This is a genomic window from Duganella sp. CF458, assembly GCF_900113115.1.
GTDB lineage: Bacteria > Pseudomonadota > Gammaproteobacteria > Burkholderiales > Burkholderiaceae_D > Rugamonas.
Genome location: NZ_FOOF01000004.1, coordinates 353,537 through 376,751 on the forward strand (window position 1 = coordinate 353,537; position 23,215 = coordinate 376,751).

Annotated in this window: 25 protein-coding genes; 7 read left to right on the top strand and 18 right to left on the bottom strand. The window is 59.2% G+C overall.

Annotation, left to right across the window (positions count from 1 at the left end; genetic code table 11):
• Window positions 1–25 precede the first annotated feature (25 nt).
• Entirely contained in the window at window positions 26–709 is a 684-nt protein-coding gene (locus tag BM269_RS08575) for a PEP-CTERM sorting domain-containing protein (RefSeq protein WP_090436586.1), read from the top strand.
• 26 nt (window positions 710–735) lie between these two features.
• Here the strand turns inward: BM269_RS08575 and BM269_RS08580 are convergent, their stop codons facing one another.
• Window positions 736–1,437, bottom strand: a complete 702-nt coding sequence (locus BM269_RS08580) for a 2OG-Fe(II) oxygenase (RefSeq protein WP_090436637.1) — start codon at window positions 1,435–1,437, stop codon at window positions 736–738.
• A gap of 254 nt (window positions 1,438–1,691) precedes the next feature.
• Between BM269_RS08580 and BM269_RS08585 the strand changes: the two genes are divergently transcribed.
• Window positions 1,692–3,260 (top strand): S8 family serine peptidase, encoded by a 1,569-nt coding sequence (locus BM269_RS08585; protein WP_090436587.1) that lies wholly within the window; start codon window positions 1,692–1,694, stop codon window positions 3,258–3,260.
• Between the two features lie 47 nt (window positions 3,261–3,307).
• Here the strand turns inward: BM269_RS08585 and BM269_RS08590 are convergent, their stop codons facing one another.
• The 7 genes from BM269_RS08590 to BM269_RS08620 all read right to left on the bottom strand — a co-directional run bounded on the left by BM269_RS08590 (window position 3,308) and on the right by BM269_RS08620 (window position 7,948).
• Window positions 3,308–3,982, bottom strand: coding sequence for a hypothetical protein (locus BM269_RS08590; protein WP_090436588.1), 675 nt, complete (start codon window positions 3,980–3,982; stop codon window positions 3,308–3,310).
• On the bottom strand, window positions 3,966–4,382 hold the full coding sequence (locus BM269_RS08595; protein WP_211482672.1) for an ExbD/TolR family protein: 417 nt from the start codon (window positions 4,380–4,382) through the stop codon (window positions 3,966–3,968). Before BM269_RS08595 ends, BM269_RS08590 begins: the two co-directional genes overlap by 17 nt.
• Before the next feature lie 85 nt (window positions 4,383–4,467).
• On the bottom strand, window positions 4,468–5,247 hold the full coding sequence (xth, locus tag BM269_RS08600) for an exodeoxyribonuclease III (RefSeq protein ID WP_090436639.1): 780 nt from the start codon (window positions 5,245–5,247) through the stop codon (window positions 4,468–4,470).
• Window positions 5,248–5,271: 24 nt separating this feature from the next.
• Complete coding sequence (locus BM269_RS08605; protein ID WP_090436589.1) at window positions 5,272–5,805, bottom strand: GNAT family N-acetyltransferase; 534 nt, start codon at window positions 5,803–5,805, stop codon at window positions 5,272–5,274.
• On the bottom strand, window positions 5,805–6,161 hold the full coding sequence (locus BM269_RS08610; RefSeq protein ID WP_139232691.1) for a hypothetical protein: 357 nt from the start codon (window positions 6,159–6,161) through the stop codon (window positions 5,805–5,807). Before BM269_RS08610 ends, BM269_RS08605 begins: the two co-directional genes overlap by 1 nt.
• 81 nt (window positions 6,162–6,242) lie before the next feature.
• Window positions 6,243–7,271, bottom strand: coding sequence for an NADP-dependent oxidoreductase (locus BM269_RS08615; RefSeq protein WP_090436591.1), 1,029 nt, complete (start codon window positions 7,269–7,271; stop codon window positions 6,243–6,245).
• A gap of 83 nt (window positions 7,272–7,354) precedes the next feature.
• A complete protein-coding gene (locus BM269_RS08620; protein WP_090436592.1) occupies window positions 7,355–7,948 on the bottom strand; it encodes a TetR/AcrR family transcriptional regulator in 594 nt (197 codons plus the stop codon).
• 94 nt (window positions 7,949–8,042) lie between these two features.
• On the opposite strand from BM269_RS08620, the gene BM269_RS08625 reads away from it, so the two are divergent.
• Complete coding sequence (locus BM269_RS08625; protein ID WP_090436593.1) at window positions 8,043–8,477, top strand: DUF411 domain-containing protein; 435 nt, start codon at window positions 8,043–8,045, stop codon at window positions 8,475–8,477.
• Here the strand turns inward: BM269_RS08625 and BM269_RS08630 are convergent.
• Complete coding sequence (locus tag BM269_RS08630) at window positions 8,474–8,830, bottom strand: hypothetical protein (protein ID WP_139232692.1); 357 nt, start codon at window positions 8,828–8,830, stop codon at window positions 8,474–8,476. The two genes, BM269_RS08625 and BM269_RS08630, sit on opposite strands and share 4 nt — an antisense overlap.
• 45 nt (window positions 8,831–8,875) lie before the next feature.
• A complete protein-coding gene (locus BM269_RS08635; protein ID WP_090436595.1) occupies window positions 8,876–9,514 on the bottom strand; it encodes a DsbA family protein in 639 nt (212 codons plus the stop codon).
• Between the two features lie 101 nt (window positions 9,515–9,615).
• On the opposite strand from BM269_RS08635, the gene BM269_RS08640 reads away from it, so the two are divergent.
• Window positions 9,616–10,419: a ferritin-like domain-containing protein gene (locus BM269_RS08640; protein ID WP_090436596.1), complete on the top strand. Its 804-nt coding sequence runs from the start codon at window positions 9,616–9,618 to the stop codon at window positions 10,417–10,419.
• A gap of 66 nt (window positions 10,420–10,485) precedes the next feature.
• Window positions 10,486–11,940: a DUF4832 domain-containing protein gene (locus BM269_RS08645; protein WP_090436597.1), complete on the top strand. Its 1,455-nt coding sequence runs from the start codon at window positions 10,486–10,488 to the stop codon at window positions 11,938–11,940.
• A gap of 6 nt (window positions 11,941–11,946) precedes the next feature.
• Here the strand turns inward: BM269_RS08645 and BM269_RS08650 are convergent, their stop codons facing one another.
• A complete protein-coding gene (locus BM269_RS08650) occupies window positions 11,947–12,324 on the bottom strand; it encodes a GFA family protein (protein ID WP_090436598.1) in 378 nt (125 codons plus the stop codon).
• A gap of 63 nt (window positions 12,325–12,387) precedes the next feature.
• On the opposite strand from BM269_RS08650, the gene BM269_RS08655 reads away from it, so the two are divergent.
• Window positions 12,388–12,717: a hypothetical protein gene (locus BM269_RS08655; protein ID WP_057263015.1), complete on the top strand. Its 330-nt coding sequence runs from the start codon at window positions 12,388–12,390 to the stop codon at window positions 12,715–12,717.
• Window positions 12,718–12,816: 99 nt separating this feature from the next.
• On the opposite strand, the gene BM269_RS08660 is transcribed toward BM269_RS08655, so the two are convergent.
• A complete protein-coding gene (locus BM269_RS08660; protein WP_090436599.1) occupies window positions 12,817–14,028 on the bottom strand; it encodes a cation:proton antiporter in 1,212 nt (403 codons plus the stop codon).
• Between the two features lie 46 nt (window positions 14,029–14,074).
• On the opposite strand from BM269_RS08660, the gene BM269_RS08665 reads away from it, so the two are divergent.
• Window positions 14,075–14,731 (top strand): CatA-like O-acetyltransferase, encoded by a 657-nt coding sequence (locus BM269_RS08665; RefSeq protein ID WP_090436600.1) that lies wholly within the window; start codon window positions 14,075–14,077, stop codon window positions 14,729–14,731.
• On the opposite strand, the gene BM269_RS08670 is transcribed toward BM269_RS08665, so the two are convergent.
• The 6 genes from BM269_RS08670 to BM269_RS08695 form a co-directional block, all read right to left on the bottom strand.
• Window positions 14,728–15,279: a hypothetical protein gene (locus BM269_RS08670; protein WP_139232693.1), complete on the bottom strand. Its 552-nt coding sequence runs from the start codon at window positions 15,277–15,279 to the stop codon at window positions 14,728–14,730. The genes BM269_RS08665 and BM269_RS08670 overlap by 4 nt on opposite strands.
• A 4-nt stretch (window positions 15,280–15,283) precedes the next feature.
• Window positions 15,284–15,640, bottom strand: a complete 357-nt coding sequence (locus BM269_RS08675) for a hypothetical protein (RefSeq protein WP_090436602.1) — start codon at window positions 15,638–15,640, stop codon at window positions 15,284–15,286.
• Between the two features lie 156 nt (window positions 15,641–15,796).
• Window positions 15,797–16,030, bottom strand: coding sequence for a hypothetical protein (locus BM269_RS29010; RefSeq protein WP_139232694.1), 234 nt, complete (start codon window positions 16,028–16,030; stop codon window positions 15,797–15,799).
• 413 nt (window positions 16,031–16,443) lie between these two features.
• The gene (locus BM269_RS08680) at window positions 16,444–16,980 is read right to left on the bottom strand and encodes a hypothetical protein (RefSeq protein WP_090436603.1); all 537 of its coding nucleotides are present in this window, start codon (window positions 16,978–16,980) and stop codon (window positions 16,444–16,446) included.
• Window positions 16,977–18,962, bottom strand: coding sequence for a hemagglutinin repeat-containing protein (locus BM269_RS08685; RefSeq protein ID WP_090436604.1), 1,986 nt, complete (start codon window positions 18,960–18,962; stop codon window positions 16,977–16,979). Before BM269_RS08685 ends, BM269_RS08680 begins: the two co-directional genes overlap by 4 nt.
• A gap of 596 nt (window positions 18,963–19,558) precedes the next feature.
• Window positions 19,559–23,215 (bottom strand): hemagglutinin repeat-containing protein (locus tag BM269_RS08695; RefSeq protein ID WP_170860320.1); only part of this gene is annotated, 3,657 nt, incomplete at its 5' end.

The following is a 23,215-nucleotide window of genomic DNA, read 5'->3' on the forward strand; positions in this document are numbered from 1 at the left end:
ATCCACATGAAGTCAGAGAACCTGAATGAAATTTAAAGCAATCCTCGCAATCCTCGCGGTAGCAGCCTCCATCCCGGCGTCGGCAGATGTCCTGTACTCCAACAACTTCGAAACCAACACCAACGGCTTTACCGGCGCTGGCTTCCTGACCGGCACCCAAGGTTATGGCGCACTGGGCTTCGGGCAACAGATGCTGCGCAACAATGCGCCAGGCAATCCAGCCGCTGCGTCGGTCTTGAACCTGAACTTCGGCGGCGCAGTCAGCGACGCCAACCTGTCGTTCTCGTTTGGTGCCCTGGATTCATGGGATGGCAACAACTGCTGCGGACCTGACTATTTCAACATCCGTGTCGATGGCAACCTGCTGTTCACGCAGAACTTCAACATCTCCAACGGCAGCCCTGCCGTCAACGCGCATCTGACGACCTTGTCCTACGGTAACCAACTGGGCTTCTCCGGCTGGGCCGACCAGGCTTACACCATCAGCCTGAACCTGGGCAACCTGGCTGCCGGCGATCACACCATCGAGTTCTTCGCTTCGGGCAACCTCTGGCAGGCAGGTGAGGACGAGAGCTGGGCGATCGACAACATCAGCCTGGCTGGTGAACAAGCCGTTCCTCCGGCCGACGTGCCTGAACCAATGAGCGGCGCCCTGCTGCTGGGCGGCCTGGGCGTGATGGCCCTGGCACTGCGCCGCCGCCGCGCTTAACTGTGCTTCAGCGCTCCTAACGCGCGTCAACCCGGCGCGCCGAACATCGCTTCGGCGCGCTGGAACAGAATCCACGAAGTAGCCACGTATTTATCGCCGCTGCGCGATACATGTCCCTTGTGCGTATGGGTGAAGCCAGCCGGCGCGATGACCAGCCGGCCCTGGCGCGCTTCCACCTTGCGCTGCTGGTAGTAAAACTCCGTCTCCCCGCCCTCGGCCACATCGTTCAGGTAGAACTGGAACAGCAATGCCCGATGTAGCGTTTCGCAGCTCGCGTTCTGCGGGTAGATTTCGGAATGCCAATGGTGGTAGCCGCCGCTCGCCTGCAAATACTTCTGCAGATTGATCGGCCCGCAACGGTACATGGACTGGACCAGCTCCGCCAGGTAAGGCCGGCCGCAACGGTCGAAATTATCGATGTTCAGCGTGACCGGCTCGCCACTATCCGGATCGGCCACGCGCGGTGACAGCGCGCCGGTGAGCAGCATGCGGTATTTGTCCATGTAGGCGGACAGGTGGGTCAGCACGCTGGCCATCATCAGATTGGACACATCGTTCCACTCCGCGTGCTGGCTGATGGTCAGGTCATAGCTATCCTTCTTCGCCACGTCCACGCCCTGCCCGGTCTTGCCGCGCACGGCTTTACCGCCGGCCTCGAAACGCGCCAGGATCTGCTGGCACTGCCCAGGCGCCAGGGCGCCGTCGTAGATCTCAATAAAGTCGTCCATGCCGGGCAGCATACGGCAAAATCAACTTTCATTTGTTAAGTTTGAGACACCGGCTTGCAATCCGTCCCATTCTTAACAAATGTGTATGTCAAATTCAACAGTTGGATACAACTGGAGACATTTTGATAGATTTCCAGCATTTTCCTCCCTACACTCAGTTCCAGTCGGGTGGGAAAAGTTTCCACTGCGGCAAAAATAATTCATGCCGAACAACGGCTAACGGGATATACACCTTACACAGAGTGGAGATTTTCATGGTTCAGAAGCAATTCCAGGTTTCCAAAATCGCACTGGGCGCCAAGCTGCTGGCTGGCGCTATCGCCTTCGGCGCAGTCGGCAACGCATTCGCGGCCGATGACAGCGCCCGCTACATCGTGACCTTCCAGGCTGGCAAATCCGGCAACATCAAGCAGCACGTCGCCAAACTGAAAGGCAAGCTGAAGCACGAAGTATTCGGCGCCGATGCGATGGCCGTTGAACTGACCAAGGCTGAACTGGCCAACCTGAAAAAGCACGCTGACGTGATCGACGTCGAAGAAGACGTGAAGCGCTACCCGTTTGCCGCTACCTCGCCATCGACCGGCGCGCCATACCAACTGGGCCAGCTGGTACCGTGGGGTATCAAGGCCACCCAGGCCGACCAACTGTCCGACGCCAACACCGCCAACCGCAAGGTCTGCATCATCGACTCCGGCTACGACCGCGCACATGAAGACCTGAATGGCAACAGCGTGACCGGCGAATACGACTCCGGCACCGGCTGGTGGTACAACGACGAAAACCACCACGGCTCGCACGTGGCGGGCACCATCGCCGCCATCAACAACAGTGGCACCGGCGTGGTCGGCGTGAATCCGAACAAGAAGCTGAAGCTGCACATCGTCAAAGTGTTCGGTGCCGACGGCTGGGCATACTCCTCGACCCTGGCCACCGCCGTCAACAAGTGCGTGGCAGCTGGTTCGAACGTGATTTCGATGTCCCTGGGCGGCGGCGGTTCGAGCAAGGCCGAACAGCGCGCCTTCGACTCCGCACAGTCGAAAGGCATCCTGTCGATCGCCGCTGCAGGCAACGACGGCAACACCGTGGTGTCCTACCCGGCGGGTTACTCCAGCGTGATGATGGTCGCCGCTGTCGACGAATTCAAGAAGTGGGCCGACTTCTCGCAATACAACAGCAAGGTCGAAATCTCCGGCCCCGGCGTGGCAGTGCTGTCGACCGTGCCGATGGGTGGGGGTTCCGAGTCCCACCTGACCGTGGGCGCCAGCACCTACACCCCTGGCGACATGGGCGGCTCGCCTAAGCTGACCCGCACCGCTCCGCTGGCCGACTTCGGCCTGGGCGATGCAGTCAACAGCGCCGTGTCCGGCAAGGTCTGCCTGATCCAGCGCGGCACCGTGGACTTCGCCACCAAAGTGTCGAACTGCCAGGCATCCGGCGGCGTCGGCGCGATCGTGTACAACAACGCAGCCGGCACCTTCGGCGGCACCCTGGGCACCACCGTAACCAGCATTCCTTCGGTGACCGCGACCGATGTCGACGGCGCAGCGATGAAAGGCCAGCTGGGCCAATCCGCGACCGTGGAAGTGAAGGCGACCAACTACGCCTACTACGACGGCACCTCGATGGCGACCCCGCATGTATCGGCAGTGGCAGCGCTGGTATGGTCCTACTTCCCAACCTGCACCGGTTCGCAGATCCGTTCCTCGCTGACCAAATCCGCGCTGGACCTGGAAACTGCCGGCAAGGACAACAAGACCGGTTACGGCATGGTGCAAGCCAAGGCAGCGTACGACCGCATCAAGTCCCTGGGCTGCGGCAACTAAGTCACTGCTTTCTCCAAGCACGAAGGGCGCCTTGCGGCGCCCTTTTTCTATTTGCACTCAGTGCCGTTGACCGGCGGAGGATGGTTGCGCAGGTAGGCGGCGAGCCTTCGAACGTCGATCGCATAACGTGGCATGAAGCCACCGGCAACGGCGCGGAAAAGCTCCGGCGACTCCCGGGCGGGCGCATAGGAAGGATCGCGCGCCTTCAGCGTTTCCCGCACCTGCTCAACGTCGAACTCTTCACGCAATTCCAGCACCGAACATTGCAGCCAGGGCGCGACCTGCTTGTCCCAAATTGGCAGGAGCAGGCTGCCATCCAGTTTGGTCAGCAAACGCTTGTAGCCATAACGTCGCAGGATGTATTGGCGTCCGTCAGTCAGGAAGAATGCCAGTTGAGGATCAGGCGACATCGGGAGGGCACCTGAGTGACTGGTGGTCCCTGCGTATGAGACCTGCGGCACCTCCTTCGAAGCGTAAATGGTTTGCTGGACTTCGGCCCGTACCCAGTGCGGCGGCGGATCGAATTTGATCATGACATAGCCGGGTTTGGCCGGCGGGTCCGGCAAGGGCGGCAGGTATTCTCCGGCATCTAGCTCAGCGACCACGATCAGCGGCTGCGGGTCAAGCAGCTTTGGAAAGGCCTCGGGCGGCCGAGGCTCCGAGGCGCAGCCGGCCAGTACCAGCACCGCTGCGCCAAGCAGGCAATTATTGGAAGCGTTCATTTCCGACGATGGCGATATTGCGCACGCCAATCCGCTGCGCCGTGGCCAGCACGCCGGCTACAACCTGGTACGGGGCGAGACCGTTGGAGCGCAGGTGGATGCTGTCGTCGCCTTTCAGCGCGGCCAGTTTTTCTTCCAGCGCCGCGCGGCTTGGGAGCTGGGCGCCGTTCCACCATAGCGTGCCGTCGAAATCGACTTCCAGCGTCTGGGCTATTTTCTCGATGGCGCCACTGGCCCTTGGCATGTCCATGCCGATGGCGTGATTGGCTTTGGGGATGGTGACGATCAGCATGATGATCAGGACCAGCATGACGTCGATCAGCGGCGTCATGTTCAACTGGTTCAGCGGCTCAGCCTCGGCTGATGGTGCGGACAGTGCTGCATTGCGCGAGTAACGCATGGTGCCTCCTCAGGTTAGTGTTATCGAAACGAACAACTCCGGAGTGAGGCCAATATACCGCGCGGAAACAACAGTTGCGAAAAGATTAGAAGGGACCCTCTAGCTCGACCCAGGTGGGCGCATGGTCGCTGGGCTTTTCACGACCGCGCACGTCACGGTCGACTTCCGCGCCGCGCAGGTGCGGCGCCAGCACGGGATTCAGCAGAAGGTGGTCGATGCGCAAGCCGGCGTCGCGGCCAAAGGCGTTACGGAAGTAATCCCAGAAGGTATAGATCTTTTCGTCCGGGTGCATGGTGCGCAGGGCGTCGGTCCAGCCCTGCCCGACCAGCTTGGCGAAGGCCGCCCGCGTCTCGGGGCGGAACAGCGCATCGTCCACCCAGCGTTCGGGCTTGTAGACATCGAGCTCGGTCGGCATCACGTTGTAGTCACCGGCCATGATGACGGGCTTCTTCGAGGCCACCAGTTCCTCACCGCGTGCGATCAGGCGGTCGAACCATTTGAGCTTGTAATCGAACTTGGGGCCGGGTGCCGGATTGCCATTGGGGAGGTAGAGGCATGCCACCATCAGCTTGCCCACCATGGCTTCGATATAGCGGCTCTGCACATCTTCCGAGTCCCCCGGCAAGCCGCGGCCAAGTTCCACCGGCGTGATGCCGCGGGCCAGGATGGCGACCCCGTTCCAGCTTTTCTGGCCATGCCAGATGGCGCCGTAGCCGGCGTCGTTGATGGCCGCCTCGGGGAATTTTTCGTGCGGTGCCTTCAACTCCTGCAGGCACACAACGTCCGGCTGGGTTTCATTCAGCCACTGCAGCAGCGCCGGTAGGCGGGCGCCTATTCCATTGATGTTGAAGGTCGCGACTCGCATGGCGACCATTATGCACAAACCGGGTCAGTCGCGGCGCATGACGATGGCCGGCAGGCGCTGGCCATCCGCGGAGGCGAAGTAGGCGCCGATTTCGCCGATTTCGATAAAGCCTTCGGCGCGATAGATCTGGCGCGCCGCCAACCATTCGGGATTGACGATCAGGATGGTGCTACGCAGGCGCGGATGGCGGGCAAACATTTCGGCCAGGGCATCACGGAACAGCCGGCGTCCCCAGCCCGTGCCGCGGGTAGCCGGATCGACCACCATCGAGGAAACGTAGACCTCCTCGCCATCCAGTGCATGGGTATCGGCTGCCGCGTGGTTGCGCGCAAAGCGAGCCGGATCGAAGCGCGGCTCCAGCTGCCAGAATTCGGCACAAAGATAGCCGAACAGGCGCCCTGCTTCGCCCTGCAGCACCCAGCATCCTTCGGGTGCCGCTGACAGGCGCTCGGCGAAAGCCTCTTCGGTTTCCTGGATCGCTTCGGCAAAGCCGGCGCGTTCGAGCCGCATGATTTCGGCCATGTCGGCCGCCACGGCTGGCCGCAGGGTGAACGGCATTACTGCGGTTTGGGGCAGCCTTGTACCACGCTGCGCACCTTGAAGGCAGCGACAGTATCGCCTTCGGTCACAACCTTCAGGCAGATGCCGTCATAGGAGACGAAAAAGTGGCTGCACTGGCCGCTGGCGGCCTCGCACGAACGCAATTCCGGGAACTGGCCCTGGAGCTGGCGCTCCCATTCGCTTGTCGCGTTGCGATGGTCGGCGCGCCAGCCTGCATCGATGACTTCCTTGCGGGCTTTCGCGTATTTCATGCCTACGAGGTTGTCCCAGGTATTGGCTGGCTGGGGCGCGGCGGCAGCAGTACCAACGGCCAAGGCCATCGACAACGCCGTAATCAATCTGGAGACATTCATGAATTGTTCAGGAATATTATTAAGAACTAAATCAATTATGCCACGCAGAAACGGCCCCAGGCCAGAGATATATACAACATTTCAGGAATGTGTGACGCACACTACAACCTTACCGAAATTGCTGCCCTGCAACAAGCCGATCAAGCCTTTTGGTGCCTCTTCCAAACCATCCAGGACATCTTCGATCAGCTTGATTTTGTCATCCGCAACCCAAGACGACATATCCCGGGCAAAGTCCTCATAGCGGGTTTCATAGTGGTCCAGGATGACCAGTCCTTGCATCCGGATGCGCTTTTGCAGGATGGTCGACATGACTTTTGGTAAGCGGTCTTCACCTCGCACTGCAGCATTCTGGTTGTATTGGGCGATCACACCGATCACCGGTACGCGCGCCCCGGTGTTTAACAGAGGCAACACTGCGTCGAACACCGCCCCGCCCACGTTCTCAAAATACACGTCAATCCCATTGGGCGCCGCCTCGGCCAGATTTTGCGCCAGTTGCGGATCGTGGCGATCAAGGGCAACGTCGAAACCCAGCTCGTCGCGGGCGAATGCCACCTTGTCGGCGCCGCCTGCAATGCCGATCACGCGTGCCCCCTTCAATTTGGCCAGTTGGCCGACGATGGAGCCGACGGCGCCGGTCGCCGCCGCCACCACGACCGTGTCGCCGGGCTTGGGCTGGCCGATGTCCAGCAGGCCGACATACGCGGTGAAGGCCGGCATGCCCAGGCCGCCCAGCGCCAGCGAGGGCTGTTTCATATCGCCCAGCGCGCGCAGGTCGCTGCCATCGGACAGGGCGTAATCCTGCCAACCGGCGTTGCCCAGCACTATTTCGCCGGCCTTGAAGCCCGGATGGCGCGACGCCACCACGCGGTTGACGGTGCCGCCGACCATGGTGGCGCCCAGTTCGACGCGCGGCGCGTAGGCCGGAGGAATTTCATCCATCAGGTTGCGCATATAGGGGTCGAGCGACAGGTAGAGGGTGCGCAACAGGACCTGGCCTTCGCCCGGTTCCGGCACCGGACCTTCTTCAAGGCGGAAATTGTCTGGCGTGGGCGCGCCTTGTGGGCGGGAAGCGAGGACGATGCGGCGGTTGGTAGTGGCAGTCATTTGATGCTCCTTTTCGATATTAGACCAGTCGTCTATTCACTAAGTGCAAAAAAGCGGGAGGCCAGCGCGACGCCCCGCCCGATTCAAGCTTGCTGCGTTTGATTCAGTACTTGCTGCGTGCCCGCCATTGCCGTATCGAGCGGCGCGCGATCATGATTGATCTTGGCGAGCAGGCTCGCGCCGACCCAGCTCTGGTAAAGCGCCACGGCCAGCACCTTGGCATCCAGGCCTTGCGGCAGCGAACCGTCCGCCATGCCGCGTTCGATGCATTGCCCCAGCCGCGAGGTGATGCCGCTGACGCCTCGATGCAGCGCTGCGCGCAAGACATCCGACAGGTCGCTTACTTCCGCGCCCAGCTTGACGGCCAGGCATTGGCTGGATTCGCCCAACTGGCATTCGCGCCAGTCTTCAAAATAGTTCAGCAAGCCTTCGCGCCCGGTGTCTCCTTGCCCCAGCAGCTCGTCGATGCGCGCCAGGGTGCGCTCGAAATAGCTGTCGATGACGGCCGCGCCGAAGACTTCCTTGGAGCCGAAGTAATGATAGAAGGAGCCTTTCGGCACCTTTGCGGCCCCCAGAAGCTCTGTCAGGCCGACACCGTTGAAGCCTTTGTGCATGAACAGCGGCATGGCTGCATCGATGATGCCTTGCCGGACGTCGGTGTAGTTGGTGGAGGTCATGTGGCACAGTCTAGACCGTATTAGACCAGTCGTCTAGAAATATTTTTGACCCAGGTCATTCCTCAAGCCGAAGCCGCCGTGGCACCATGCGCGCATGAAGATCCGTAAAACACTCCTGGCCGCGATGCTGGCCATGCCCATGCTGGCGACGGCTGCCGCGCCAGTCATCAACGTCTACAAGAGCGCGACTTGCGGTTGTTGCGAGGCCTGGGTCAAGCACTTGCGCGATAACGGCTTCAAGGTAGAGGCGCACAACGTCGCCAACCCTTCCGATATGCGCGAGAAGATGGGCATTCCGGACCGCTTCGGCTCCTGCCATACGGCGGTGGTGGACGGCTATGCGATTGAGGGCCATGTGCCGGCGGCGGAGGTCAAGCGCCTGCTGGCCACCAAGCCGAAAGCGAAAGGACTGGCCGTGCCGGCCATGCCGCTTGGTTCGCCGGGCATGGAAGGTCCGCGCAAGGACGCGTACGATGTGCTGCTGGTTTTGCCTGACGGTTCATCGAAGGTCTACCGGCACTACAACTAAAGCGCGAGCAGGAGCAAGGCGACGCCGACAACGGCCACCAGGGCGTGGCCGATCATGATCGCGTTCGGAATCAAGACGCCCTTCTGATGGCGGCCAAGGTTCATCCACACGCCGCCGATCGCTGCCAGCAGCAGGGCCAGCAAGCCAATCTGGGCCATGTCGGGCACGTGCGAAAAGATCGTCACATACGCCAACAAGGTCATACCAGCTGCGGCAATGAAGCCGTGCAGCATCGCGATCCAATGCGGCGGATTAGCCTTCTTCCCCACGCGTATCAGCGCCATGACGATGCCGCCGGCAGCGGCGACCCCGAACAGCACACAAGCAACAAATAATATTGTTTGGGTATCCATACAGGCATTCTGCGCCCGCTGCTTGCTGCCATTCGGTGCGCTGGTTCACGCAGCAGCCAATGCATCTCCCAGCAGCCGGTGCAGCTGGGCAGCATGCGCATAGCCTGGGCTGACTTCGCGTACGCCATCACCCGTGTCGAGCAGCAGGCAAGGGAAACTGTTCACGCCGAGCTTTCGGGAACGGGTGAAGTCGGCGTGGGTTGCGGCAATGGTGGCGGGCTCGCGCCAGGTGTAGAGGAAGCCGGCATCGCTGATGTCGTGACCTTGGCGCTGCAGTTCGGCAGCGCCGATTGCCGCCAGCTCCTTGCCGTCCGTGGTATCACGCCCTTCCGCATAAAAGGCATGCTGGAAGGCGCGGAACACCGCCAACAAGTCGGCTCGCGGGGCAAGACGGCGCGCTGCCACCACGGCGCGGCACACGGGTTCGGTATCGTAGATTAGGCCTTGCCGTGCCATGAACGCTTCGCGATTGAAGGGCAGGCCACTCGCCGTCTCCACGCGCGCCCAATGCTGCAAGCGGAATTGCTTGGCCGCGTCGTCCACTATTTCGGTGCCGCCGGCACGCAGGCCGCCGACCACGATTTCCAGTTGCAGCGCAGGCTGTGCCGCGAGCAGTTGCGCCAACTCCTTGCCGAAGCCATAGCACCAGGAGCACATCGGGTCGCCGACATAAATGAGTTTCATCAGGTTCTTCCAAAGGAGTTATCGATGGAAGGCACTATACTGTCGGCCCTTGCGCGGAAAAATGGGGCGCGGGGCAAGACTATCTATACCTGGTGTAACAAATGGAAGCAAAGCCTGAACTCCGCAGCCTGGCGCTGCAATGTCTGATCGAACCCGATCCCGCCGCCAAAGTAGCCACCGTCACCGCCATGGCCGAAGCCTGGGCCGGCGGCGCCCTGGTGCTGGATGCTGCGAACGCCTTGGCCGAACCGGCCGGGAAAATACCCGGCCGCCCTGCCCGCCCGGAACTGGTGGCGCCACGCCTGGTGGGCCGTCGTTCCATGGCGACAGTGGAAGGCCGCGCCATGCTGGTGCACGCGCTGGCGCACATCGAGTTCAACGCGGTCAACCTGGCGTTGGATGCGATGTGGCGTTTTCCTGCCATGCCCGAACAGTTCTACACCGATTGGCTGCGTGTGGCGAAAGAAGAGGCCTACCACTTCTCGTTGCTGTCGGCCCACCTCATTACCCTCGGTTTCGCCTATGGCGACTACACTGCGCACGGCAGCCTGTGGGAAATGGTGGAGAAGACCAGCGGCGACGCCATGGCGCGCATGGCCCTGGTGCCGCGCACACTGGAAGCACGCGGCCTGGATGCGATTCCGCCGCTGCGCGCCAAGCTGGCGCAGGCAGGCGACGAAGCGGCGGCCGCCATTCTCGACATCATCTTGCGCGACGAAATCGGCCATGTGGAGATCGGCAACCGCTGGTACTGGCACCTGTGCGGCCTGCGCGGGCTTGATCCGGTGGCGACTTACGCCGAACTGGTTGAGCAGTACAAGGCCTCGGTGCGCGGTCCTTTCAACATGGAAGCGCGCCGCAAGGCGGGGTTCAGCGAAGAAGAGCTGCGCGCTTTACTACATTAAGCAATTGTTGCCAGCGGGCTGAGGGCGCGCTAAATTTTCCCGACGTCAACATACCGGGAGATCCCTATGTCGCGCCTGAACCACCTCATCGCAACTGCCCTGCTGGCGGCCAGCACCGCCCCAGCGATCGCCGGCCCGAAAGCCTGGACTGCCTTGAATGCCAGCCGCACGTACACGGCGATTCCTGTCACCAGCGACGACACCGTCAACCCCTTGCGCGGCTATTACCGTTGGCAGAACCAGGAGCTGGTTCCACAATCGGCGCCGTCCAAGGATGCTTATCGCCGCTACTATTGGAAAGACCTCGAAGCGACCGAAGGCCAGTACAACTTCAGCCCGATCCTGAACGACCTTGCGGCGGCCAAGAGCCAGGGCCGCAAGTTCGCCTTTCGTGTGCGTATGATGGCGGGCTACGACGACAACCTGGTCTACGCTCCCGCCTACATCGTCAACAACGCCAACTGCCAGGTGGGCTGCGGCTTCTGGGCCGACACCGATGCGACAGTGCCCGGCCAGACCTTCATCCCCGACTGGAACGACCCGTGGCTGCAACAGCGCTCGCGTGCCCTACTCTCCGAGCTGGCCGCCGCACTGGGCCCGAACAATCCTGACATCGCATGGATCGACGTCGGCATGTACGGCCAGTATGGCGAGTGGGCGGTGCGCTCCAGCGCATACACCAACCCACCGGCCGGCATAACAGCCGCGACCAACGCCAGTAAGCGCGAATTCGCGAAGATGCACTTCGACGCGTTCCCCAACCAGCAGCATGTGATGTTCACCCCCTATTCAAACAAGGACGGGTTGACCTACGGCCTGCTGGAGCAAACCATCACCAGCAGGCCGGTCGGCATACGCGCCGACTGCCTGAGCCGCTACGGCTATTTCGACCAGTGGACCAACCGTCCTTCCGAATGGGCCGCCTTTGCCGGCCAGTGGCAGAAGGCGCCGGTCGTGTCCGAATTCTGTCCCTTCACCAGCGGCGACCCGCAAAACAATCCCGCGACAGCACGCCAGCAGGCAGCGGCCTTCCACATAACGCTGTTCAGCAACGGGAATTTCGAAACCAGCCGGCCGGATGCGGAGCGTTGGGGCGCGCTGACTGCAGCCGAGCAGAATGACTTGCTGATGATGGCGCGCGAATCAGGCTACCGTTATGCGGTTGCCAGCACCACGGTCAACCTCACCTCCGGCGGCGCGCTGACATTGACCGCCACGCTGCGCAATGACGGCAGCGCACCGGCCTATGAGACGTGGCTGGTCAAGGCGGAATTGGTGAATTCGTCTGGCGCGATAGTATGGTCGGGGCAGACTTCCGCCAACCTGAAAGCGCTATTGGGCGGCGGCGCCAGCGCCAGCTACCAGAGCAACTGGACGCTGCCGGCACTGCCGGCGGGCGATTACACCTTGCGCCTGGCTGCACGCGACACCAGCGCCTCCCCTCGCGCGCCGTTGAAGTGGTCGATCAACGAGCGCGCCACGGACGGCACGCTGGCAGTGGCGACACTGCACCGCCGGTAACCACAGTCAGGCGGTCGGCAGCCAGCGCGGCTTGGTATCCGTGTGCAGCTCATGCTGCACACGCCCTTCATACTCCGGCTCCATGGTACCGAGCGTGATGGCGATGCGGTCCGGCGACTGTGTGCTGCGCCAGGTCAGCGTGGAACCGCACACCTTGCAGAAGCCGCGCCGGCCATGGTCGGAGGAATGATATTCCGTCACCAGGTCGGCGCCTTTGACGAAGCTGAAGCCGTCGCTGGCAACATTGGCATAAGTCCCCGATGCCGCGCCGTGCTGCTTCTGGCACATGGTGCAATAGCAGTGGCTCGCACTGCGCACCGATTTCTTGTTGGCCTTGTACTCGACGCCGCCGCACAGGCAGCTACCGTGCAGGTATTCCGTCATGCTGATCTCCTTTGGAGGAATGCCGGGAATGATAATATATCCAGGCACTCAAGGGAGACGCACATGACGACCGAAGCCATGCCTTTCCGTACCCTGCTCTACCGCTTCATCTTCTTCGACTGGCTGTTCAAGGACGTGAGCGCAGCCCGCAATGTGATCGAGCGCCACGCCGCCCTGCAGCACAACAAGTACATGAGCCGCTATTTGCCGATCTACTTCCGGCGATGGACGGTCATGGCAACGTTCGACTTTGGCCTGGGTTGCCTGTTCGAACGCGCGCTGCAGGCAACCGTGGTGTCGGCCTATTTCTTCACCTGGTCGTGCGTGACCGTGGCAGGAATGGTGGTGATTGCCGCCGCATGGATTTTCCTGACCTTCGGCCGGCTGAGCTGATGGAAAATTGAGCAGCGAGTTTATTCTCCATCAAATCAGTCGCTTAGCTCGCAACGGCATTCCTTGTTAACAGAGTTTTCCACAGAAACCGTTAACAACTCAGGCGCCCGCCTGCTTCAGCTCTTCGCTGCCCGCCAGACCTGCCGCCAGCTTGGGCGCCACCATCGGCACGGTCAGCATGGTGCTGGCCACCGCCATCAACAGCAAGGCAGTGAAGGTATCGTTGGTGATGATCTGCTTATCGAGCAGGATGTTGGCGAATACGATTTCGATCAGCCCCTTGGATTGCAGCAGCCAGCCAATGATCGACGCCTCGCCCGCGCGCCAACCCAGGATGCGGCCCGCGGCCTGCGCCGCCAGCAGCTTGCCGCCCACAGATACCAGCACCAGCAAGCCCGCCGCATAGAACACGGCATAACCGCCCACGCCCCAGTTGGTCTTCAAGCCGGTGCTGAGGAAGAACACCGGCATCACGGCCAGCAGGATATTGTGGCGGAACTGGTCCATCTTCTCCTGGTTGAACCAGGACGCATCCATCACCACGCCAGCCAGGAAGGCGCCCACCATGAAATGCAGGCCCGCCCAATCGGCGCCCAAGGCGCACAGGATCAACCAGACCAGGGAGAAGTACCAACGGTCTTTCTCCTGCGCCTTCAACATCCCTTTGCGGAACGGGATCGTCACCAGCGCGAACACCAGCAGGAAACCGAGCTGGCGCCCAACGCGCTCCCAATCGAGCATGATGATGGCCAGCACGCCCCAGATCGCGACGTCGTCCAGGCTGGCGTAGCGCAGGATGCGCTGGCCGATCGGAAGGCGCAGCATCTCGAGCTTTTCAAGCAACAACACTAACACCGGCAAGGCGGTGACCGCGCAAGCCATGCCGATGCCGAGGACGAACTGCCAGTTCATTCCCTTGGCCCCGATCCAGCCATGCTGGCCAAGCAAAATCACAGCGGCCAAACAACCGAGTGCTAATGGCACGCCCAGCGAAAGGCCGGCAGTCACGAAGCTCTCGCGGCGGAAGTTCCAGGCCAGCTTGAGATCCAGCTCGATCCCCGCCATCATCACGAAGATCATCACGCCCCACCACGCCAGGCCATTCAAGGAATGCACCACCGGCTGGGTGAACACGAAGTGGTAGTAGTCGGGGAAGGCCGCGCCCAGTACACCAGGGCCGAGCAGCACGCCACCTATAATCTGTACGATGACCAGAGGAGCGAAGTAATCGATATTGGTGTAGCGCCAGATCAGGTACGGTAGCGTGAAGATCACCAGCATGGCGATCAGGAATATCTCCGTGGTTGACATACTTCGCTCCAAGTATTTTTTATAGTCGATTGACTTTAGCATAACTATGGAAACGATACCAATTTTTAATTTTCAACGCCGGCTGGACCGTTTTGAGCTGTTCGACGGCATGGACAGCCCTGCCCTGAACCTGACCTTCGTGCTGGAAGTACCGGATTTCCGGCCCTGGTGTAAGGCGCAAGGCCTGCCGCCTTTTCACGTGATGTTATGCGCCGTGCTGCGCTCCGTGCTGAAGGTGGAAAACTTCCGCTACCGCATCCTGGATGGCGAAGTGATTCGCATCGACCGCCTGACGCCCTCCTTCACCGTCAAAAACCAGAACAACGACCTGAATTTCGCCCAGTTCGAATGGTCGGACGATTTGCGCGAATTCGTCGAGCGTGGCGTGGCCGCTCGCGAGGAAGCATCGAATATGGAAGCGCTGAATCGCAAGTACCGCAATATGACGCCGCGCGAAGCAAAGGAGCAGGTATTCGTTACCTGCATACCCTGGCTGAATTTCACCTCAATCCAGCATCCCACCGCAGTGCTCGCGCAGCCGGACATTCCGTCGTTCGCCTGGGGGAAATTCAGGGATGCAGGCGCTGGGCGCCTCGAACTGCCATTCTCGGTGCAAGTGCACCATGGCTTTATCGACGGATACCACATTCACTTGCTCGCCGAACAAGTGGCCGCCGAGTTCACAGCGATGATGCAGGCCTAAGTCAGGCGGATGTCGCGCGCACCTGCCGCGGCGAGGCGCGACAGCAAATCCTCAAGCGCCTGCACTGGTGCCGAGCCGAGGTCCAGTTCAACCGCGACCAGCGTGCCCTCCGGCCGAGGATCGCTCGCGAAATGCACCACGCCGAACAGCCCTTCCTCGTTGAGCCGGTTGGAGTCTTCCGGATCGAACCAGTCCATGAACCATGGCGCCAGCACCGCGCCCACCTGCTCCGGCATAAGGCCGCCGACGCGCAAAGCCACCGCATCCCACACGAAGGGCGCGACATAGAGAATGGCAGGAGGTATCGGCAAGGTGTGGACGCTGAACTGCATGCGCGTATGCGAGTCGACCGAAAGCACCTTGCCAGCATGCGTGCCGCGCCGGGGAACCAGGTCCGCCCGCATCGGCAAATCGTAGTCGCCATCGAGTGCCAGGCTACCATCGTCGCGCCGCAATGCCGCCTCCACATGCGCGTGCGCAGATGAGGCGACCGCATCGGCGAGCGTAGCTGCATAGGCCATGCGAATGACCGAGAAGAGCTCCATCATCGGCTCACAGCACGTTGGGCAAAGTGATGTAGACCAATCCACTTAACAGCAGCAGCGAAGCGCATGCGACCAGGCGATTCAGCGATTGTTCCCAAGCGTGGTCGCGGGTACGCGCCATTCGCGCATCAGCCGCAGCCTGGATGCGCTCGAACTCTTTATCCGTCACCGCAGTGGCAACGATGTGCATGGGATTGTGCAGCAGCTCGACCGCATCGTAGTATTGGTGTGCGAGCCAGATGCAAAGTATCCGTCCTTCTTTCGACGGTTTGGATGGCTCGAATACCGGAATGCCTGCACGGGACAATCGATCCCATGCATCTTCGTATTCGAGCTCAGAGTTAGTGACAAAGACCTGGCGCATGGGGCGGTATAGTAACCGCCAAGGGGGCTTCAGAAACTCTCAGAATTTCACTTATCAAATATTTTTATTTGCTGGCGCACGTTAGGGATTACCCTGCGCCGAGTTGCCCCGACGTGGCGAAGTTCGTGCCCCTTATGCGAAGGGCTGGTTCGAAAATCACCAAGCCAGCCAACGCTTGGGCGAAGTCCGAACACCAGCGCAGCCCATCACATTCATTTGTTTGCAGGTGAACGTGACAACGCCACGGTAGGTGTTTTTATTGGCAAGGACCACCGAGTAGATCGCGAGTACGTTGACCGCACCATTTCCAGCATCACCGACCGAACCCATTGCCCCATTTCCCAAACCATCCAAGCCACTCAAGCCACCGGCGATATACGAACTGCTCACGCTCCGAACCACGCCTGAGAAGTTGGCCGTGCCGGCCACGCCTTCATCGCTAGCAGTGATGACAAGGGTGACGTTGCCACCTGATCCATCAAAAGTAATCCCTGCGATACCCGTCGCAGTGCCGTAGGAATTCGACAGTGAAACGGACGTCCCGCCGCTAAGGTTATTCGGCTTCGTGAATTTTCATTTTCTGCCTGCTCTTCAGAGAAACAGAGGTCAAACGAAAGTCAAAGTCATCGATTCATCAAGCAATTTATATTTAGCCATTTCATTTCATCGGAAAAATTGTGTTTATTAGAGAAACAGGACTATCTCCCTGCTTCGCTTCCATTATCCACGTATCAGCCGGCGTCACGAGAATTTTGCCTCTTTCCAAGAAGACGGACTAGCGCTCGGCCCGCTTCCCTTATTGATCATTTGGACAGGACATGAACTCGTCTAATCGGAAGCTTCTTATAAAACTCCTTAAGCGCTTCATCAAGAGTAGCGGGCCTATCAATCTTCAAACTCATCAGATCGACAATTGATGTTTCATCCGAATTTGAGTTAAAAATCCCGTGATAGTCGACGATCTCGGTAGCTCCCATAAACTTGGCAGCAGAAATCAACAACGCATGGCACAGTACCAGAAGCAAATCATCGGTCTCCCGCGGAATTTCCGAGATGCAAAAACAAAATAATGGAACATCGCTATCCAATTCCCAATAATCTAATAGCCCGTAAGATATCACGCCCCCACGATCCAAAAAGTTCTTTTCGACAAAACCGAATATTTTCTCGCTCGGAACAAATAAATTAACCACATCAGTTCCGCAAAAAACCTCTAAATCCACCGAAAAATCTTCCGTTTGATTTAACAGGTTTTTCAAACAAATATTTGCCCCTTGAATCCAGTCAGGTATGTTTATATCCGGCCGAATCGTGCTAAAAATGCTAAATGACACGCTCATCTTTTCCATCCTTTTGGTAAACCTTTGACAACGGAACCATTTTTGGAGGTCTTTGTCGGCCAGCACGGTGCTGCCCTTGACCAGGGTATCATCTTGTTTTCGATGTTGGACGTGGTCAGCTTGTTGGTCGTCAGTTCGGACGCGGAGGCATTATTGCTGGCAATAGCGCCGCCCTTCAAGTCGATCGTATCGGCCTTGACGTGGTAACCGCCTTCGCCTGCGAACAGACCCGATTGCTGGGCGACGCCTTCGTAGGTCCCTTTGCCTTTTTGTTGCGACAGATTGCCGTTGGCACTCCATACGCCGAAGCCTACCTGCACGCGCACCCCGGTGTTGGTTTGCTTGCTATCGAACTCACTGGTGTCTTGCACACTTTCGATGGCCAACTTGCCGCCAACGTCCGTGTTGATGGTGTTGCCGGTTGCAGTGGCGCCTTTCAGCGTGGTGTCGCCTTTGCTGCTGATGTTGATCGTCTCAGCTTTCAGCTCAGTGTTGTTATTGACCGTGCTGTCGCTCTTGTTGTGGCCCTTGCCCATGTTGGCGGCGGCGTAGACGTACACGCCAATCTGTGCGCCGACCTGGAAGCCGACACCTGCTTCAACACCGGAGCTATTGTTCTTGCCATCGCTGTGCAGTGTGCTCTGGCTGGCGTCCAGCACGATGTTCTGCGCTGCGTCCAGGCTCAGGGTCTTTCCGGCGTTGAGCGTGGCGCCTGTGGCGTGGATGTCGCCACCGGTGGCCGTCAGGGTGACGTTGCGACCGCCATTGATGGTGCTGCCCTGCGCAGTGCTGTCATAGCCATTGCTGGAGTTGCTGCTGCTGGCGAAGCCGATGCCGGCCTCGCCCTTGACCAGGACCCCGCTGCCTGGGCCACGCAGGAAGGCACTGGCCGCGCTGGCGGCTTGGTAGCCGTTGGCGGCTGCTGCCATGCCTTGCATCGCTTGCAGGCGACCGTCGGATTTACGCGCGGCTTCAACGTTGTTGACCAGGTCGATCAGCGGTGAGCTGATGCGGGCGAAGGCGCCGATCTTCAGGTCGCTGTTCGATTCCTGGTGGCTGCCGGCGTTTTGCAGCGCCGTGATGTCGATCGTCTTGGCGGTGATGTTGACGTCATTCCCGGCCAGTACGTTGCTCGAAGCTTGGGTGTACTTCTGGCCTGCGGTCAGGTTCACGTCGCCTTTCAGGCTGGAGACGTTGGAGGCCACCTGCGTCACCTGGTCGCTGTTGTCTTTGTGCTTTTCGTTGTGGTAGCCGGAGAAGCGCTCGGTGTCGGAGATGACCACCTTGCCGATTGCCTTGTTGTTGCTCTGGTTGGCGTTGTGGAGCGTGTCCTGCGCGCTGGTGATGGTCAGGTCGCGCGCGGCGTTGATCGACAGGTTGCCTTCCGAGACCACGTTGGCGCCGGTCAGCGTGATGTCGCCGGTTTGCGTGGCCATGGTGGTGCTGCCGCCAACCGAAAGTTTGGTGCCGGTTACGGTGTCGGTGGCGCCGTTGCCTTTGCCATTGTTGTGGAGCATACCCACCATCTGCGTTGAGCGGGTGTCGATGCTGAAGCCCGACTTCTTCGAGTCCTGCGACCTGCTTTCCGTGGTGTGTGCCACGTCGAACTTGATGTTGTCCTTGGCCAGGATCAGGGCATTGCCTTCGGCGCTGATCTGGGTGCCCTGGCTGGTTATCGAGCCGTCGGTGGCGAGGATGGTCAGGTCCTTGCCGGCGGTGAGGGTGCTGGTGCGCGCTTCGCTGACGGCGTGGTTTTGTGTGCTGTTCGTGCTCTTGTTGCTGAATTGCGCGTTGACGACCGACAGCGCTGCCGAGGCGCCTTCTGCCTTGGCGAATTCCTTGCCGACTGCCGGACTTGGAGTTTTCGGTGCTGGACTTGTAGGCGTCCTTGAAGGCTGCCAGCGGGTTGACCGAAAAGCCGACGCCGACGCCAGACGACTTGCGAACACGACGACGATGATGTTGTTCGCAGTTTTGGCCAAAAACGGCGCTAAGGCCCGTAGGGGAGGTGCCCGTCCATAGCTCTTGCGCTGATTGGAATCTTACAAAAATTGGTCCCCCAAAAAACGCGATCGTCGCAGACATCGGCACATATCAGCCGGCGTACACGAGAATCGCGCCTCTTTTCTAACGAAATGCCCAAGCCCTCCTTTATTAATCATTTGAACAGGACAACAATGTGTTGGCCTCGGCTACATTAACAACGCCAATCCGTTCAAAGGACCCAGATATAAAACCAAAATGCTCCGAAAAATCTCGGTTCAACGAATCGAAAAAGTCCTCGCGTACAAGCAATTTGATATCGTTCGCATCAGCGAAGAATCGCGCGAGCTGCGAATCGATAAGGCTCAGCTGCGTAAACCCTTCAAGGTGCTCCCATCTTTCGCGCATATAGTTTATCGCCCTTTCCTTAGATATTCGATCAGCGGTATGAAAGACGAAAACTGCCCAGCCCCATTCGAAACGATGAGGCAACTTTTCGATCTCTTCCTCACTGATGATCTCCGCTCCGCAATTCGTACAACGTCTTTCGCTTTCCGAAAACTGCCCACAAATTTCACAAATTATCTTCATTTGTTCACTGTCCTGATTTAAGGTTGAAAGTCTTTGCGCCCGCCTCATAAGTCTTGAGCATCTCGCTCCAACTCATCGTCTTGCCGACTTGCGGGTCGTAAAGATAGCGAGTTCCATCTGGCAACACCTCGCCATACATCACGTGTGAATATGGACTATCACGCTTACGTGGGAAAACCACGTAATGCCCAGGATCAGCCTCTGCGCTATTAAATGCTGCCGGGTGCCCCTTCATTTCCGTTGCATCTTCAACGTACGAAAGCGACTTTTGCCATGTGAACGCACGCTCTTTGCCAGTATAGCCAAAGGTCGCTTCTACTTGATTTGCAGTCATGATATCGTCTGCGCCAAGCCCTTCAATTTTATTGATGATATGCGCAGTCGTACAGGCTGTGCAATTATCCATTCGGGCTGTAGTGTTGATCGGACTAAATCCTGCGCCCCCGGCACCTACATGATCAGTTGTACTTTTTACTGCATCATTTGCTCCACCACCGGCCAAGGTTGCATTCGAAGTGTCAGCAATGGCGCCTATTGCTGCCTGATTTGCTGTCTGAGCCCGAATAGCGGACGAAGAGCTTGTGGGACTTGAAGCTACCTGCTTAGCTATTGCCGAAGAAGCAGTTACCTGACCGTCGAGAGTCGTCGCTACCTTGGTTACTGCTCCTGCCTGGGACCAAACCCATTTCCCATCCGCCATTTCACCAAGTAGCGATCCGTTTCTGCCCATCAATTGGGTCACACTTCTCGGTAACGCTGCGCCGTCTTCAGCCATACCTGCTACAAACCTGGTTCCTGTCCCCAGCCCTCTCGTAAAGACGCCGGCTTCGGCCGCGACTGGAACGAGTGACCATGCGGATGCACCAAGCTGTTCAGGATCTTTTCGGTAAATAGCAAAGATGGTTGAAACGCCAGGCGCCGCGTCGATCATGCCGCTTGCATAGTGACCAGCAGTCGCAAGTGCGCCTTTCGTCACGATAGATCGTAGGAAATCGGTCTTCGGAATATAAGGTGTTTCGATACCCATCGGGTCGACCTTAGAGCCAACAATCAGCTCTTTGGAAATGCCAGCCACGTCCATGGCCAAATTTCCAGGCCCAGCTAAATTCCCCACAGTCATCCCATAGCCAGCTGATCCGAGGCCTTTTAGTGCTTTGCCAACCGGGTTGAACGTAAAGAAGCCTTCCACTTCTCCAATGCTTTGCGCTTTTCCGGGAGTCCTGTTCGCCTCCCTCATGAGTTCAGCCACCTTCTCATCGTTTTCCTTCGACAGTGCGAGATATTTTCGATTAATGGCAGTCGCGTCCGTATATGAGCACTTTCCATGATTTCGTTGGGCGCAGAGCGCAAGCTCTTTGTCCTTTTCGTCCATTTGCTTACGGCTCAGATGGTTGTTCTCAACAGCATTCGTCGCTACGTGACTCCCGACCGCAGCATCGAGAATTCCACCGCCCGCGGCACCGGACATCAACGCACCAATAGCGCTTGATAGTGCACTGATGTTGCTAGCCTGTTCTGGCGTAAGCTTGTCCCGTTGCAGTACGCCATTGGCATCGAATGCCTGCGGATACAGCTCTTTCGTCAAGACTTGTGCTGCCAGTTCGCCACCGCCACCAGCCAGAGCGCCACCGGCGGCACTGGAGTTATTAGCAACTGCCAAAACCGCGCCGAGAACTGCATGACTCAGGTCCTGCAGCGTCTGGTTTTCGTTGCCTTCCTTTTTGAAGTAGGCGCCAATTTCGGCCGCAGCATACGGTGCCGCAGCGTTCGCTGCGATCTGCGCTCCACCCTGCCCTGCAACCGAGCCGACCAGAATGCCGGTGACGACATTCAGTGCGCGGCTCTTATCTCCGCCGACGCCCCACTCTGCCTGAACCTGTCTGGCGGCATCAATTGTTCTTTCTGCTTCCGCCCTCTGTTCATCCGTACTGTTCGGATTATTCAGCGTCTTCTGCGCGGTGGCTTCAGCTTTGTTGGCCTCGGTCGCAATGTCGCTGGCCACTTGCTTGGTCGTTGCGATCACCGTGCCTGCGGCGGCCGACATGGCTTGCTGATCTTTCAGCAGCTTCTGCAAATCAGGCAGCTTGTCGAGCGACGTGTTGGCTTTGCTTGCGTCCGTATTGATGCCGAGGTCCTTGACGGAATTGGTCGTCACACCACCGATCGTGATCTTGCCGTCGGTGATGGTGGCGTAAGTGGTGGAGCTGTCGCTACCCTTCTCCAACATTGGCAGACCAGGCGTCGTGTTGCCGCCCTTGCTAGTACCGAACAGCTGCTTTTGCTCGCTCCATGTCTTGGTGCTGCCGTCTTCGTTTTTCGCGCCGAACTCGCTGCTGCCACTGACGCCACCCGCCATGCTGACGTTGCTGGCCGAATAAGTCATCTTGTTTTCGATGTTGGACGTGGTCAGCTTGTTGGTCGTCAGCTCAGACGCAGCAGCATTCGTGCTGGCAATGGCGCCGCCCTTCAAGTCGATGGTGTCGGCCTTGACGTGGTAGCCGCCGTCGCCCGCGAACAGGCCCGATTGCTGTTCCACACCTGCGTAGGTGCCCTTGCCATTTTGCTGCGACAGATTGCCGTTGGCGCTCCATACGCCGAAGCCTACCTGCACGCGCACCCCGGTGTTGGTCTGCTTGCTATCGAACTCACTGGTGTCTTGTACACTTTCGATGGCCAACTTGCCGCCAACGTCCGTGTTGATCGTGTTGGCGGTTGCAGTGGCACCTTTTAGCGTGGTGTCGCCCTTGCTGCTGATGTTGATCGTCTCGGCTTTGAGTTCGGTGTTGTTATTGACCGTGCTGTCGCTCTTGTTGTGGCCCTTGCCCATGTTGGCGGCGGCGTAGACGTACACGCCGGTCTGTGCACCAACCTGGAAGCCAACGCCGGCTTCAACACCGGAGCTCTTGTTCTTGCCGTCGCTGTGCAGCGTGCTCTGGCTGGCATCCAGCACGATGTTCTGTGCTGCATCCAGGCTAAGAGTTTTACCGGCGTTGAGCGTGGCGCCGGTGGCGTGGATGTCGCCACCGGTGGCCGTCAGGGTGACGTTGCGACCGCCATTGATGGTGCTGCCCTGCGCGGTGCTATCGTTGCCATTGCTGGAGTTGCTGCTGCTGGCGAAGCCGATACCGGCCTCGCCCTTGACCAGAACACCGCTGCCTGGGCCACCCAGGAAGGCACTGGCCGCGCTGGCGGCTTGGTAGCCATTGGCGGCGGCTGCCATGCCCTGCATCGCTTTCAGCCGGTCGTCGGATTTACGCGCTGCTTCCACGTTGTTGACCAGGTCGATCAGCGGTGAACTGATGCGGGCGAAGGTGCCGATCTTCAGGTCGCTGTTCGATTCCTGGTGGCTGCCGGTGTTTTGCAGCGCCGAGATGTCGATCGTCTTGGCGGTAATGTTGACGTCATTGCCGGCCAAGACATTGCTTGAAGCTTGGGTGTACTTCTGGCCTGCGGACAGGTTCACGTCCCCTTTCAGGCTGGAGACGTTGGAAGCCACCTGCGTCACCTGGTCGCTATTGTCCTTGTGCTTTTCGTTGTGATAGCCGGAGAAGCGCTCGGTGTCGGAAATGACCACCTTGCCGATTGCCTTGTTGTTGCTCTGGTTGGCGTTGTGGAGCGTGTCCTGCGCGCTGGTGATGGTCAGGTCGCGCGCGGCGTTGAT